This window comes from Paenibacillus plantiphilus, assembly GCF_927798095.1.
GTDB lineage: Bacteria > Bacillota > Bacilli > Paenibacillales > Paenibacillaceae > Paenibacillus_Z > Paenibacillus_Z plantiphilus.
This window is the reverse complement of sequence record NZ_CAKMMF010000054.1, coordinates 1-13706: the sequence shown is the minus strand read 5'-3', so window position 1 is coordinate 13706 and position 13706 is coordinate 1. Positions and strand designations below refer to the sequence as shown.

Sequence of the window (13706 nt, the reverse complement as noted above, 5' to 3'; positions counted from 1 at the left end):
CGTATTCCACCAACCCATCGTTCGGCAAGCGCGTATCGACGCCAATTACAATCGATGGCGTGAACGGCGGTCAATGGACCGACGATATGCTGATCGCCATCGATATGGCTGGCGACGATCCACGTACACTGGGCAGCAACTGGTCGCTGCACGAAACGCCATTGGATCTGTCCCACCTGTGGGCAGCATGGGACAATGAATATCTGTACCTGGCTTGGCAGTATGTAGATGTAACGGACATCGTTGATCCAGCGAATGCTGGTTCTGCAGGCGGTACGCCAATCCGTTCCATGGATATGCCGCAAACGATCGCTATCGATACGATTGCTGGCGCAGGCGCAACGCTTGACATGTGGAAGAAGAACGGTCTCCAGCCGATCTGGGGCGGTGCGAATCTGCCTGATTACCAGTTCAACATCGCATCGAACATGTTCCATTCCGGTTACATCTCCAAAGCAGTCAACGGCGTATTCCCAGTTGACGATGCTGGAGTGAACTACAAAACAGGCACTGCTGCAGGCATTACGGTGAAGTTTGCCAAGGGTGCAGGCTACAACACACTCTGGGGAGTGAAGGATGTAGACGATGTAGCGGATGCCAGCAAGCTGGTGGACTTCAAGGCACTGGGCCATGATGTGAATCGTGACACGTTCTACGAGGCGAAGATTCCACTGAGCGCAATCGGCAATCCGAACATTGAAGGTTCAGGAATCGGCGTGAAGCTTCACCAAGGTGAATTCTCGCCGGTAGATACGATTCCGAATGATCCTGCAACAACGGATACACCAGGCGTAAGTGAGTCCAACTCACCTAAAGAGTGGGGCGATGTTGACTTGTTGACAACGGCTTTCGCTCGCATCGGCAAGTAAGCACCAAGCATCATAAGCCTTAATGAAAACAAAGAATCCTCCCGATCCACTGTTATAGTGGACAGGAGGATTCTTTATTTGGCTTTCAATCATTAAGAGAATCGTATAGGCATTAGAACGCGAAGAATGATCCGTGGAACGGACACTTGTAATGGAAAGTGGCCTCCTCTTGCGGTAATCCGTGGGGGGTAATGGAAGAGAGTACTACAGAGTTGATTTAGGAAAGTCTTCGAAGGCTGGAGGGCCGGGAGAAGTTAAAGGTGGACGTTTCAAAGAAGTAGATGCTTCAAAATAAACGTAACGGAATAAGTAGAAATGATGGACCTGCGGTTCTTGAGTATAGAAGATTATGCAATGACTAGAACCTTTGCAGGAAAATGAAGGTCTGAGGCAAGCTGTTCGCTATGGTCAACGGGTTTATAAAAAATAAAAAAAGGAGCAATCTAACCCATGAGAACACAAGGTTTTAGGGTTGTAAAAGGTATTGATATTTATAATCACTCCTTTGGTGGTGAATCGTGGGAAACACCGATTTGCCCTAACTGTGGAACTAAACTGCACTTAATTTTTAATTTTAATCTCAATGATATAAGGTTGGAAAAAATAAAAAATGGAAAAATAGATCGTATTCCACTGATTTCTTGTTTAAATTGTTCTTCATATTGGTCCAATCAAGTTTTCAAAATCGAAACTCAAACTGGGACTGTTACGATTCTTAAACAAAGTGATGAGGAAAACTGGATTAGCGAAGAAGAAGACAGGCTTCCTTATCCATTGCCGTTTTCCAAAGTGAAATTAGAAAATCTACAAGAGATTGACATGCCAACAATAGAGAGAGATACGGACAGAGCGTTCGAAGCCTTTGGTTCGGAATATGTTTGTAGAATCTTGGGTGAACCACTTTTTGCAACAGAACCCATTCAAAAAAAATGTAATCAGTGTAATGAATATTTGGAATATGTAGCGACAATATGTAGTGAGGATTATGACTCTGAGGGTCTGGTTCACGAAGGTTTTTCTTTTAATTTTGGAGCGTCTTTTCTTTATTTTTATTTTTGTAAGTTGTGTAATATTTTAGAGACTGAAATGCAGAGTATGTAGTATTTAATAGATTGAGGACCTTGATTGGCTTAATGCTCAGCAGATCGGCAAGCGCCAGCAGCAGTTGGCGGAAGTAAAGTACGCTGGGGGCAGTGGGGCCGTGGGTTAACGAGGTTGCAGATAATATATCTGACCTGAGTAACCTTAAATCGGTGTTCGAATTCGGCAAAGATGTCTACAATGGTAATTTATCTGTTGTCGGGGTTCGGTATCATTTTCCCGCCAATTAAGAAATCAAAGTTTCTTGTTGGACTTTTCAACCAGGGAGTAAAGCGGATGACGTAATTGAGGAGAGTACTACAGAGTTGATTTAATTTTCTCGTGATAAAGTAGGAGGAGAACATGGATTTATATAAACAAATAGAAAAAGTCAGTGATAAAGAACAATTCACAGCATTTATTGGCTTGCTAGTTAAGGATTTTAGATCAAATTCTGATGATTGGGAAAATAGAGACATTGAGAGTTTTCTTGAAGGAATCAAGTCGTGGGTAGAGGATATGGAAGGTTATTATGAAAATAACAACTTACCAGTGCCGCAAAATATAGATTGGAACTTTCTTGTGAGTTTATTTTATGCCGGGAAATTGTATGAATAACAAATGATTCCTGTTAACATTGATTGGCTCATAGCCTTTCAAGGCACTTTTTCTGGAAGGGGCCATCAAGAGTGTTTGAGAGAGAAACAGACTCGGAGTTATGAATATAATTGAAGATATATTACGCTAATGAAGGCAGGTGGAGCTTTGGACGTCAGACTTGAATTGGAGAGAGTATTTAATAATCGACTACTTAGAACCGAGAATGAAATTCGAGAGTATGAAATGGCATTGGAAAAGCTACTGGCTTTAAATGATGTTTCATTAATTGGTGAATTGTGCAAAGGGTTTGACGATGATACTGAGCATCATGAAGTAATGTTCGGTCTTGTCCATGGAATTGAGTATTTGTACCAAAACAAGGCTGAGGAAGGACTTCGTCTGATTGCAATCTCTGTGCCCAAGATGTTAAGTCATGCTAAAGAGTGGGTCGAGATATTACACTACAGAATCTTGAACCATCCACAAGAGCGAAAAAACTATGCTCATGTTCTATTGATGCTTGATGAAAGTGCGAGGAATGAGATAGTTAAATTACTAACCGATATAAAAGAGGCGAAAAGCGGGAAATTCGGCAGCTATGTCGATGAAGTGCTGAAATTAACGATAACGAGTATATGAAAAAACGATACAACACCCGTCAGGCTGATTTAGGAGAACCTTGATTGGCTTCGAGTCTATCAAGGTTTCTTTTATCCTGATAGAAGCCATGCTGTATAATGGGTGAGATGCATTAACAACTGGGGGAAGAGACAGCATGGCATTCAACATGGATACGATCGAAGCGGTATTCTTCGATCTGGACGATACTTTATATGATCAATTGGCACCGTTTCGTTATGCGGTGGAGAGTGTGCTGCCAGAGGTGGCCGAGAATGCGCGGGACTTTCCGCTCGATGAGCTATTTCGCAGAGTGCGCCACTATAGCGACCGGCTTTGGGATACGTATACGGATGGTGAGCTGGGCCTGGAGGAAATGAGGCGGCAGCGGCTCCAGTTTGCTTTTGAGGAATTCGGCTATCCACTGGAGGCCCCGACGGCTGACGCGCTGCAAGCCAGCTACCTGTGTGGACAAGGACAGATTCAATTGGCGCCCGGAGCAGCCGAATTGATTGCGGGTCTTAAGGACCGAGGGCTCGATGTCGGGATTCTGACCAATGGGCCAGTCAACCACCAAATGGGCAAGATTATTTCCTTGAAGCTGGAGCAAATAATTCCAGGGGACCGGATATTCATTTCGGATGCGGTTGGAATCGCCAAGCCAGACCCGCGCGTTTTTGCGCATATTAGCCGCAATACAGGGCATCGGCCAGAGAAGTGTCTCTATATCGGCGATGCGTGGCTCAATGATGTCACAGCTTCTGTTGAAGCTGGATGGCATGTCGCATGGATTAATCGCAGAGGTACAGTGCCGGATACCCAACATGAGCCTGATATGATCGTCGAGCAGCTGCACGAGCTGCTGCCTGTATTGCTGCCGGAGTGAAAGTGACCCATCGCTCTGAGCGAGTGGTATGGCGTCGCTACAGCCTGTGAACCGATTCCCTGATCGTTCGCTCTTTCTCTTCGTCCCATTCCACATGAATCTCGAATGTTCCATCCTCGAAGAAATAGGGGAAGCGGCGCTTGAACCAAGGCTGCATGGGAAGTGACATCGCCTCGGTAATGGAAACCCAGTGCAGCTCCCCTTCAGGTGGATTGTGCATGAGCTCGCCTTCGTAAGAGGTGGCAACGTAATTGAACACCATATAACGATAATTGCGGCTTGGAACAACGAATTCATCCAGCCCCTTGTACACAAGCCCGCTTACCCTCAGTCCCGTTTCCTCAAAAACCTCGCGAATTGCGCCCTCCGAGGGGCTCTCGGGCAATTCGATTTTCCCTCCGGGACCGATGTAGCCGGGATGTCCCTTCTTGTCCGGGCGATTGATAAGCAATACGCGCGAGCCATCATGAATGAGGCATACCGTATACATATCGCAAGACATACTCTCGTTGCTTTTCCCCATTTATTTCGCCATCCCTATATAAAATAATTTCCGCATAAAATGCTGCAGTGCAGCTAACCTTCAAGCGCTGCCTTTGCGGCATCGATCAGCGAATCGAACAGATCATCATTCTCTTCGAGCTGCTCTTCAACGGCATGAATATGCTCTTCGCTGCCGTGGCCGGTCAAGAAGTTGAGGCTGTACATCCAGTCATCGTCTCTCTTCTTTTTGCTGAGCAGGGTCAGCTCGTAAGGAACTTTATGACCTTCAACCTCAAAGTGGACAAATCCAGCATACCCTTTATCCTCTTCGGAATATTGGAGCTGTGCCTTCAGTATTGTAATGTTCATCTTTCATTCTCTCCTTGGATTCATAGTAGTAGCAGGTTCGAACCGAATCGGAATGGATTTGTAGAACAGGAGGACAAGAAACGAATCTGCTATTCACGTCCAGTACGCTCGGCAATGATGGATGATGGCAGCTTGCCGACGGTCCGCTTGAATGTTCGGTTGAAGAAGGACGGATCGCTGTATCCGAGATATTCGGAAATGTCCTGAACGGAAAGCTGCGAATGTCTCAGCATATATTGCGCGGTCCGCATCCTGATCATATGTACATACTGACTGATCGTCATTCCTGTAATACTGCGGAACATCGAGGCGGCATAGTTCGGGCTGACCCGCAGGCAAGCACCCAGATCCAGCTTCGTAATCTTCGTCCGGTAATGCTCCTCAATATACTGCTTCATGCGCTCGACATGCTGGATAGCGGAGGGGGCCTTCTCGCCCTCGTCGTATTCGCGGTTCACCGTCACAAGCAGCTCCATTAACAAAGCCGAGCACATCACGGTAAAATAACGGCTGCGATCACTCCACTGCTCAGCGATGAGCAGCAGCTTCTCGAACAGCAGCTCCGGCATTCTCGTCACCCAGCGGAGCGGATCGCGAAGCGATAGTATAGGAAGCAGCCCAGCGGCTTCGGCAGAGGCGGGACTGAACCGGATCAGCATGAAATCGCGGATCGCACCTGAGCCTTTGAGCTCTGCCGAAGGGCAGCCGGCGGGTATGAGCAGGAGCTCATTTTTGCTGCAAATGATCGTTTGCCCCTTCGCATCGAAAGAGCATTGTCCGAAACGAACCCATACCAAAGTATAGCATTCACTCCCCAGCATGCGTCGATCCCCGGCAATTTGTCCACGTTCTTGTCGAATTTCGAAGATATTTAACATAGCAACCTCTGTTTTGACTGTACTATAGTATAACTACTGTACTATAGATCATCGATCTTGAACAGCCGCTGCTATACAATGAAGACAGTGAAGAAGCGCGTATAGGAGCGATGACTGGATGAAAAAGACGAAAATTGTTTGTACAATGGGACCTGCCTGTTTAACATCCGCTATTTTGGACGAAATGATAACAGCAGGAATGAATATTGCAAGACTAAATCTCGCGCATGGCGAGCTTGAGGATCACCGTGGAAGAATTGTTGCTGTTCGTGAAGCGGCGAAGCGGAAGAATACAACAATCGGGATCATGCTGGACATTAAAGGGCCGGAAATCCGCACAGGAGTATTGGAAAAGCCTTCATACACGCTGCAAAGCGGGCAATTGCTGACGCTGACAACGGAGCAAATCGCCGGAACAGAAGCACGCATCTCAGTGTCGTATGATCTGGCGAAGGATGTTGCCGTTGGTTCGCGGATTATGATCGACGACGGTCTGATTGAGCTTGAGGTACTGCGCATTGAAGGAAGCGAAGTGGTATGCCTCATTAAGAACGGCGGTATTATCAAGTCGCGCAAAGGCGTTAATTTGCCGGGTATCCGTACCTCTTTGCCGGGAGTAACGGAGAAGGACAAGCTGCACATTCAATTCGGAATCGAGACGGGTGTAGAGATGATCGCGATGTCGTTCGTGCGCCGTGCAGAGGATGTTCTTGAAGTGAAGCGGATGCTGGCTGAGAAGGGCGCAGGCCATATTCAGGTTATTTCGAAGATCGAGAACCAGGAAGGGCTCGACGAGCTCATGGCAATTATTGAAGCATCCGATGGTATTATGGTCGCACGCGGCGATCTCGGTGTGGAAATTCCGCTTGAAGATGTGCCGGTAGCGCAGAAAGTAATGATTGCAGCCTGCAATAAGGCGGGCAAGTTCGTTATTACAGCGACGCAAATGCTGGAATCTATGCAAAGTCAGCCTCGTCCAACACGCGCAGAAGCAAGCGACGTGGCGAACGCGGTGTGGGATGGCACGGATGCGGTTATGCTCTCTGGCGAGACGGCAGCAGGCAATTATCCGATCGAGGCTGTGCGCATGATGGCAGCGCTGGCGGCCAAGGCGGAACAGTCGGCAGCAGCTTTTATGAAGAAAGATTTGATTGAAGCTTAGTGTATCGTTTAAAGTTAGTAGAGACAGATCGGGCGATGGGATTGTTTCGCACATCTGCGAGTTGCTAACGTTAGGCGGGAATGAATATGCACGTATTGACGGTTAATCATATTTCGAAGACTTATGGCGAGAAAATATTGTTTGATGATGTCACCTTTGGCGTTGAGATGGGCGACAAAATCGGAATTATCGGTGTGAACGGCACCGGCAAATCCACGTTCATGAATGTCGTTGCAGGAATAGAGCCCCCTGATTCGGGCTCTATTCTTGTTGTTGGCGGAGTTACTGTGCGCATGCTGTCGCAGAACCCAGCCTTTGACCCGGAGTCGACGGTGCTGGAGCATGTGCTGGGCGGCGAATCCGAACCGATGCGCGCCGTGCGGGCGTATACGGAAGCGCTCGCGGCGCTTGAGCTGCGGCCGGAGGATTCAGAGCTGCAGAATCGACTTGTTCATGCGAATGAACGGATGGATGAGTTTGATGCTTGGGGAATTGAAAGCGAAGCGAAGATCGCGCTGACGAAGCTCGGCATCGACCGGTTCGATGCCAAGCTGGGCACATTGTCTGGCGGGCAGCGCAAGCGGGTCGCCATGGCGGCAGCGCTTGTGCAGCCTGCCGATGTTCTATTGCTGGACGAGCCGACGAACCATATCGACAACGAGTCGGTCTCCTGGTTGGAGGGCATGCTTCAGAAGCGCAAGGGCGCGCTCATTATGATTACGCATGACCGGTATTTTCTCGACAGGGTAAGCAATCGGATACTTGAGCTGGATCGCGGCAGGGCTTTTTTCTATACAGCGAACTACAGCCAGTTTCTGGAGTTGAAGCTGGACCGCGAGGAGCGGGAGGCGGCCTCTGAATCCAAGCGGCAAAACTTGCTGCGCAATGAGCTGGCATGGATGCGGCGGGGCGCGAAGGCGCGGACGACCAAGCAGCAGGCGCGGATTCAACGCTTCGAGGCCTTGCAGGCTGCTGCGCCGGAGCGGACGGGCGGCAAGCTTGAAGTGTCTGTTGCCTCTTCACGGCTAGGCAAGAAAATCGTGGAGATTGAAGGTCTGACCAAAGCTTTCGCAGGACAGACGGTTATTCGTGATTTTAACTATATTGCAGTGCCTGAGGACCGGGTAGGAATCGTTGGTCGCAACGGTCTTGGCAAATCAACGCTGCTTAAAATGATAGCAGGTCAGATCGAGCCGGACAGTGGAGAGGTAGCGCTTGGGCCGACAGTTCGGCTTGGCGTGTTCTCGCAGGAGCGGGAGGAAATGGACGACAGCCTGCGGGTGATCGAATATATCCGCGAAGGTGCGGAGCGTGTGACGACAGCCGATGGAACAACGGTGACTGCCTCGCAAATGCTGGAGCGGTTCCTGTTTGCTTCATCGCAGCAATGGACGCCGATAGCCAAATTGTCGGGCGGCGAGAAACGGCGGCTGCAGCTGCTTCGCGTTCTGATGGAAGCGCCCAATGTGCTCCTGCTTGATGAGCCGACAAATGATCTGGACATCACAACATTGACGGTGTTGGAAGACTATTTGGATGATTTTCCCGGTGTCGTGTTCGTCGTATCCCATGACAGGTATTTTCTAGACCGCACTGTGGATCGCATATTTGCCTTTGAAGGAAATGGTGTCGTTACCCAGCATGTAGGGAACTTCAGCAATTATGAAGCGCATGCCGGACAACACGATAGCCAGTCTTCGGCCAATAGTGGCGCTGGAAGTGGAGTGCACAGTGCGGCAGTCGCAAAGGAAGCGAGTGGTACAGCGATTGCGAAGGAAGCGCTTAGTACAGCGGATTCGCAAGGCAAATCGGCAGTGGTGACAACCAACGAAAGCTTCGGTGGCAGGAGTGGAGCTGATAGTGACAGCCAACCGCAGCGTCCGCTCAAAATGTCTTACAAAGAGCAGAAAGAATTCGACACGATTGACGAAGAGATTGCGGAGGCTGAAGAATCGCTGCAAACACTGAGCCAGCGCATGGAAGCGGCCGTAAGTGATTCGATGCTGCTTCAACAGCTGCTCGTGGAGCAGCAGGAGCTTGAAGCGAAGCTTGAGCAAATGATGGAGAGATGGGCATATCTGAATGAGCTGGCGGAATGGATCGCAGCAAACAAGAAATCATAATCCGCTACTAGGTTGTTGGAGCATGAATCAGGCTGTAGAGAGAGTCCACGGGGACATTACTCCGCGGGGGTTGCCTCCGCGTGAGTTACCTCCGGGTGAGTTGCATGAGCCGTTGCTTTCATCTCGAATATGCAGCGCGCCAGGGGTTACTATTCCGTGCTGCAACACGGTATTTTCAAGGTATTTCCGCCTTACGGCGATAGCCGAAGATGATTCTGCGACGGCTTGTCATCTGTAAGAGGTTTTTTCAGTCTTACAGCGCGTCTCGCTTCATTTTTTCGTGCTGTAAAGCGGTATTTCCGCCTTATGGCGATAGCCGAGGATGATTCTGCGATGGTTTGTCATCTGTAAGAGGTTTTTTCAGCTTTACAGCGCGTCTCGCTCCATTTTTTCGTGCTGTAAAGCGGTATTTCCGTCTTACGGCGAATGCCAGGATTGACTTTACGACATGCTGGAAAATACGGTGAAATTTAAAATCAGAGAGTTGATTTGGAGTAACTACCTGCAAAAATGCAAAAATGCAAAAGAGCAAAAATGCAAAAGAGCCGTACCCCGTAACAATTGGGGGCACGGCTCTTTTTATATGCCGATTCAAACAACTTACCGGCCGTTAAAGGATTTCAGCATCCACGTATGCTTCTCCAGCGAGGAGTGGATGGCGAGCAGCATATCGGCTGTCGTATCATCGCCCTTCTTCTCGAACTCCTCCATCGCTTCCTTCAACTCGCCAATTACAATGGCAAAGTCATCAATCAAAGCATCCACCATTTGCTCCGCAGTCTCTTCGCCAGTAGCCTCCTTCACGCTGGAGAGCTTCAGGTAACCGCTCATCGTTGCCTCTGGCTTGCCTTCAATGGCGAGCAGACGTTCAGCGATCTCGTCGATATGCAGTGCAGCTTCCTCATAGAGCTCCTGGAATTTCACATGCAGGGTGAAAAACTGGTTGCCCTTCACATACCAGTGATAGTTATGAAGCTTGACATATAAAACGCTCCAGTTGGCAACCTGTTTGTTTAACAAATCCTGTTGTTTTTTCATCTCAAACCACTCCTTCAGTGTGTTGTTCGGATGGATGAACGCTCTCCTCTTCCAGATAGCGCTCGCAATCGAGAGCCGCCATACAGCCGCTGCCCGCAGCGGTAATCGCTTGGCGGTATTGGCGATCCTGGACGTCTCCACATGCGAACACGCCTGGAATGTTCGTCAGCGTTGTTCCGGGATTGACCAGAATATAACCCTGCTCATCCGTTGTGACCTGACCGCCAAGGAAGCCGGTATTCGGCGTATGCCCAATTGCGACAAACACGCCATCCGCTTCAAGAAGCTCCTCTTCTCCGGTCGTATTGTTAAGTACGTTAAGACCTTTGAGACCCTGCTCACCGGCTGCCACTTCCAGCGGCTTCACATTCAGACTCCATTTAATTTTGTCGTTGGCGCGAGCGCGGTCCTGCATAATTTTGGATGCGCGAAGCTCCTCGCGGCGGTGGACCAGCGTAACCTCTGATGCGAAGCGGGTAAGGAAAACGGCTTCCTCCATCGCCGAATCGCCGCCTCCGACAACAATTATCTTTTTGCCTCTGAAGAAGAAGCCGTCGCAAGTTGCGCAAGTACTTACCCCGCGTCCTACATTGTCACGCTCTCCCGGTATTCCCATATATTTTGCCGATGCACCTGTCGAAATAATCATGCTTTGCGCAATTATTTCGCTGTCATTCTCAAGTGTCAGCTTGAAAGGGCGTTTCGACAAATCAACCGACTTCACCCAGCCAGTCTGGAATCTGGCGCCGAACCGCTGCGCTTGCTCACGCATATTCGACATGAGCTCGGAGCCCAGAATGCCACCCGGAAATCCAGGGTAGTTCTCCACCTCGGTTGTCGTTGTCAGTTGACCGCCTGGCTGCGGGCCTTCCAGTACTAGCGGACTGTAGCCTGCGCGTGCAAGATAAATGGCTGCCGTCAATCCGGCTGGCCCGGTGCCTACAATAATCATGTTCTCCATAAAGGACTCTCCTCTCATTAACCACACAATGACGAATGATAATCACACAATAATAAGTTCTAAATTAAAATTATTATAAATAAGAATAAAAGTCAAGGCTAACCCATCATTTAACTGCGAAAATGTGGATCGATCACCGCATCGCATCGCATCGCGTCGCGTCGCATACTATTCCCTGCTGCTGAAACGTATCTCGGAAAAAGCGCACAACAAAACAAGCGCGTCCGGAGTAGCGGCTATTTTCCCGTATTGAACGGTAATAGCCGAACCAGAACGCGCTTCTTGCTTGCGGGCATATCAGCCCTTCAGCAGCTTGACAACATATTCTCTTGTCCGTGGTCCGTCGAATTCGCAGAAGTAGATTCCCTGCCAGCGACCGAGCGTCAGATTTCCTTCATGAATCGGAATCGTTTGCGATGAGCCGGTTGTTAGAGCTTTCAGATGGGATGCTGTATTGCCCTCGCTATGTCTATAATTGGGATGCTTCCAAGGGTAAACTTCATCCAGGCGCATCAGAATATCATGCTTTACGTCAGGGTCGGCGTTCTCTTGTATAGTAATGCCTCCTGTGGTGTGGGGACAGTATACGATAGCGACGCCATCCTTGATTTGCTCCTTGCTGACGATAGAAGCGATTTCGCGAGTAATATCGATCATTTCATCACGACGGGAAGTGCGAAGTGTACGAGTAATAAGCATGTGGTGTCACTCCTTCAAGAATGAGTTTTCATACCAGAGTATGGTACATCAAGTGTTGCATATAGGTGAAAATATTGTCAAATCCTCAGGTGAAATAATCAAGGGACAGCCGGAACCGGGGATGATCCCGCCGGCCGGTCAGAGCGAGGACGACCTGCATGATCTGGAAAAGGTTATTTTGCAGATCATGTCGAAGTACCAAGTGGTCAAAAAATGAAACGCGCCCCTCTGCAGCAGGAGGGACGTTGAAATATTTATGGGATAACGAGCGTGAATAAAAGCAAAACTTAGGAGTGAGAGGAGAATTGCAATGAGAGACAGGGACAAGGGCGTACGCAAAGCGATCATTCCCGCAGGAGGACTTGGGACGCGATTCTTGCCTGCGACGAAGGCGCAGCCCAAAGAGATGCTGCCGCTTATCGACAAGCCGGCCATTCAATATATTGTAGAGGAAGCAGTCGCATCGGGGATTGAGAGCATCATGATAGTAACCGGCAGGAACAAACGTGCGATTGAGGATCATTTTGACAAATCCTTCGAGCTGGAGGCTGAGCTTGAAGCACATCATAAATTGGAGATGCTTGAACTAGTCAGAAGTATATCGCATATGGCAGATATCTGTTACATGCGTCAGCGGGAGCCGTTAGGACTAGGGCATGCGGTGCTATGTGCACGCAGCTTCGTCGAGCATGAGCCTTTCGCGGTGCTGCTTGGGGACGATATTCTGCTTTCGGAGCCACCTTGCTTGAAGCAAATGATCGACCTGCATCGAGAGTGTCAATCCTCAGTTGTCGCAGTAATGGAAGTTCCTTGGAATCAGACACATAAATATGGGATTGTCGCTCTAGATGAGCGCAACGACAAGGGCTTGGTACGTGACCTCGTGGAGAAACCGGCCCCAGGAGAGGCTCCTTCCAATCTGGCGGTCGTTGGACGATACATACTTGAACCGGAGATTTTCAAGCTGCTGGAGCGGGCAGAGCCGGGCAAGGGTGGAGAAATTCAGCTGACGGATAGCTTGCAGCGGTTGAACCTGGAATCCTCGCTGACTGCATTCCATTTTCAAGGCAGGAGACATGATGTGGGCGATAAGCTGGGTTTCGTGCAGGCAACAATAGATATGGCGCTCGAAAGGGAGGACTTGGCGCAGGATGTAAAGGAATATTTGCTTGGGCGGTTAGGCCTTTTTCGGTAATTGCGGCTCTCGCGCTGCAAACCTTCCAACCGGGCCAGCAGGCCTGAAAAAAGGTTGTTTCCGATTATCCCTTCTTGCCGGAAAGCATCTCATACAGAATGATAAAGAACCTCCATCGCCATTTCAGTGGTGAGGAGGTTCCTTTGCATATAATGGGGAAAATGAGGTTGATTTTTAATTACCTAAAATAATAACCAGATGCTGTTTCAGTATTCATTCAACTACATCTGTTTCGTTAGTCATTCACGTAGATGCTGTTTCATTAAAGCTATTCAACTAGAGAAGCTGTCTCTTGGTTTATCCTGAGGATCCTCTGCAGGTTCGTCTTCACTTAGGCTGTATTCCAAATGAATTTGCTCATCATATGCTGCGGGAGCTTCTGTGTTCCCAGACTCGTCTTCCTCTCTGCCTGACACCGTGAGTTCAAGACCGACGGCATCGCCGCGTTGAAGAGGCAGATTGATCAAGTTGTTCGGAATACGCCGTCCGTTAATGCGCAGAATGTAGCCGACGCTGCCAGCAATAACGACACCGTTAACGGCGATGATTTGACCGCCAGGTCCAAATCGTACGATCCCGGTAGAAACAAGAGCTTGATGAATCGTTATGCCTGGGAAATGGCGAATTCTATAGCTTTGCGTGACCCACGGGAAGAAACGTCCTCCATTAATGATCACAGTCACAAATGGTGGCGGGAAAGGTGGTGGGAATGGTGGCGGGAAAGGTGGTGGGAATGGTGGTGGGA

Annotated in this window: 14 protein-coding genes and 1 pseudogene; 8 read left to right on the top strand and 7 right to left on the bottom strand. The window is 49.1% G+C overall.

The features are described from left to right. The 5 genes from L6H65_RS26070 to L6H65_RS26050 form a co-directional block, all read left to right on the top strand. The coding region (locus L6H65_RS26070) for a hypothetical protein (protein WP_236347581.1) at window positions 1-869 on the top strand (869 nt) is incomplete at its 5' end. Between the two features lie 450 nt (window positions 870-1319). Then, complete coding sequence (locus L6H65_RS26065; protein WP_236347578.1) at window positions 1320-1970, top strand: rRNA methylase; 651 nt, start codon at window positions 1320-1322, stop codon at window positions 1968-1970. A 342-nt stretch (window positions 1971-2312) separates the two neighbouring features. Beyond that, window positions 2313-2567 carry a DUF7660 family protein gene (locus tag L6H65_RS26060; RefSeq protein WP_236347575.1) on the top strand — a complete coding sequence of 85 codons (255 nt, stop codon included), beginning with the start codon at window positions 2313-2315 and terminating at the stop codon, window positions 2565-2567. Between the two features lie 129 nt (window positions 2568-2696). Further along, window positions 2697-3188: an Imm30 family immunity protein gene (locus L6H65_RS26055; RefSeq protein ID WP_236347572.1), complete on the top strand. Its 492-nt coding sequence runs from the start codon at window positions 2697-2699 to the stop codon at window positions 3186-3188. 136 nt (window positions 3189-3324) lie between these two features. Next, complete coding sequence (locus tag L6H65_RS26050) at window positions 3325-4053, top strand: HAD family hydrolase (protein WP_236347568.1); 729 nt, start codon at window positions 3325-3327, stop codon at window positions 4051-4053. A 37-nt stretch (window positions 4054-4090) separates the two neighbouring features. On the opposite strand, the gene L6H65_RS26045 is transcribed toward L6H65_RS26050, so the two are convergent. The 3 genes from L6H65_RS26045 to L6H65_RS26035 all read right to left on the bottom strand — a co-directional run bounded on the left by L6H65_RS26045 (window position 4091) and on the right by L6H65_RS26035 (window position 5783). Continuing rightward, complete coding sequence (locus L6H65_RS26045; RefSeq protein WP_236347565.1) at window positions 4091-4576, bottom strand: 8-oxo-dGTP diphosphatase; 486 nt, start codon at window positions 4574-4576, stop codon at window positions 4091-4093. A gap of 53 nt (window positions 4577-4629) precedes the next feature. After that, on the bottom strand, window positions 4630-4905 hold the full coding sequence (locus tag L6H65_RS26040; RefSeq protein ID WP_236347562.1) for a hypothetical protein: 276 nt from the start codon (window positions 4903-4905) through the stop codon (window positions 4630-4632). Between the two features lie 89 nt (window positions 4906-4994). Next, on the bottom strand, window positions 4995-5783 hold the full coding sequence (locus tag L6H65_RS26035) for an AraC family transcriptional regulator (RefSeq protein ID WP_236347559.1): 789 nt from the start codon (window positions 5781-5783) through the stop codon (window positions 4995-4997). A gap of 118 nt (window positions 5784-5901) precedes the next feature. Here L6H65_RS26035 and pyk point away from each other — a divergent pair, with 118 nt between their 5' ends. Continuing rightward, on the top strand, window positions 5902-6945 hold the full coding sequence (gene pyk, locus L6H65_RS26030; RefSeq protein WP_371877770.1) for a pyruvate kinase: 1044 nt from the start codon (window positions 5902-5904) through the stop codon (window positions 6943-6945). Between the two features lie 86 nt (window positions 6946-7031). Continuing rightward, window positions 7032-9068: an ABC-F family ATP-binding cassette domain-containing protein gene (locus tag L6H65_RS26025; protein ID WP_236347557.1), complete on the top strand. Its 2037-nt coding sequence runs from the start codon at window positions 7032-7034 to the stop codon at window positions 9066-9068. Window positions 9069-9668: 600 nt separating this feature from the next. Here the strand turns inward: L6H65_RS26025 and L6H65_RS26020 are convergent. From L6H65_RS26020 to L6H65_RS26010, 3 genes are all read right to left on the bottom strand, one after another. After that, a complete protein-coding gene (locus tag L6H65_RS26020) occupies window positions 9669-10106 on the bottom strand; it encodes a Dps family protein (protein ID WP_236347554.1) in 438 nt (145 codons plus the stop codon). A gap of 1 nt (window position 10107) precedes the next feature. Then, entirely contained in the window at window positions 10108-11067 is a 960-nt protein-coding gene (gene trxB / locus L6H65_RS26015) for a thioredoxin-disulfide reductase (RefSeq protein WP_236347552.1), read from the bottom strand. 297 nt (window positions 11068-11364) lie between these two features. Further along, the gene (locus tag L6H65_RS26010) at window positions 11365-11766 is read right to left on the bottom strand and encodes a secondary thiamine-phosphate synthase enzyme YjbQ (RefSeq protein ID WP_236347549.1); all 402 of its coding nucleotides are present in this window, start codon (window positions 11764-11766) and stop codon (window positions 11365-11367) included. 310 nt (window positions 11767-12076) lie between these two features. Between L6H65_RS26010 and galU the strand changes: the two genes are divergently transcribed. Beyond that, on the top strand, window positions 12077-12961 hold the full coding sequence (gene galU, locus L6H65_RS26005; protein ID WP_236347546.1) for a UTP--glucose-1-phosphate uridylyltransferase GalU: 885 nt from the start codon (window positions 12077-12079) through the stop codon (window positions 12959-12961). A gap of 272 nt (window positions 12962-13233) precedes the next feature. On the opposite strand, the pseudogene L6H65_RS26000 reads toward galU, so the two are convergent. After that, a pseudogene (locus L6H65_RS26000) lies at window positions 13234-13706 on the bottom strand (hypothetical protein); the annotation flags it as partial.

What these genes read in the sequence shown, in the direction of transcription:
- L6H65_RS26065 (WP_236347578.1), top strand. Translation starts at nt 1,320, where the DNA reads ATGAGAACACAAGGTTTTAGGGTTGTAAAAGGTATTGATATTTATAAT.
- L6H65_RS26060 (WP_236347575.1), top strand. Translation starts at nt 2,313, where the DNA reads ATGGATTTATATAAACAAATAGAAAAAGTCAGTGATAAAGAACAATTC.
- L6H65_RS26055 (WP_236347572.1), top strand. Translation starts at nt 2,697, where the DNA reads ATGAAGGCAGGTGGAGCTTTGGACGTCAGACTTGAATTGGAGAGAGTA.
- L6H65_RS26050 (WP_236347568.1), top strand. Translation starts at nt 3,325, where the DNA reads ATGGCATTCAACATGGATACGATCGAAGCGGTATTCTTCGATCTGGAC.
- L6H65_RS26045 (WP_236347565.1), bottom strand. Translation starts at nt 4,576, where the DNA reads ATGGGGAAAAGCAACGAGAGTATGTCTTGCGATATGTATACGGTATGC.
- L6H65_RS26040 (WP_236347562.1), bottom strand. Translation starts at nt 4,905, where the DNA reads ATGAACATTACAATACTGAAGGCACAGCTCCAATATTCCGAAGAGGAT.
- L6H65_RS26035 (WP_236347559.1), bottom strand. Translation starts at nt 5,783, where the DNA reads ATGTTAAATATCTTCGAAATTCGACAAGAACGTGGACAAATTGCCGGG.
- pyk (WP_371877770.1), top strand. Translation starts at nt 5,902, where the DNA reads ATGAAAAAGACGAAAATTGTTTGTACAATGGGACCTGCCTGTTTAACA.
- L6H65_RS26025 (WP_236347557.1), top strand. Translation starts at nt 7,032, where the DNA reads ATGCACGTATTGACGGTTAATCATATTTCGAAGACTTATGGCGAGAAA.
- L6H65_RS26020 (WP_236347554.1), bottom strand. Translation starts at nt 10,106, where the DNA reads ATGAAAAAACAACAGGATTTGTTAAACAAACAGGTTGCCAACTGGAGC.
- trxB (WP_236347552.1), bottom strand. Translation starts at nt 11,067, where the DNA reads ATGGAGAACATGATTATTGTAGGCACCGGGCCAGCCGGATTGACGGCA.
- L6H65_RS26010 (WP_236347549.1), bottom strand. Translation starts at nt 11,766, where the DNA reads ATGCTTATTACTCGTACACTTCGCACTTCCCGTCGTGATGAAATGATC.
- galU (WP_236347546.1), top strand. Translation starts at nt 12,077, where the DNA reads ATGAGAGACAGGGACAAGGGCGTACGCAAAGCGATCATTCCCGCAGGA.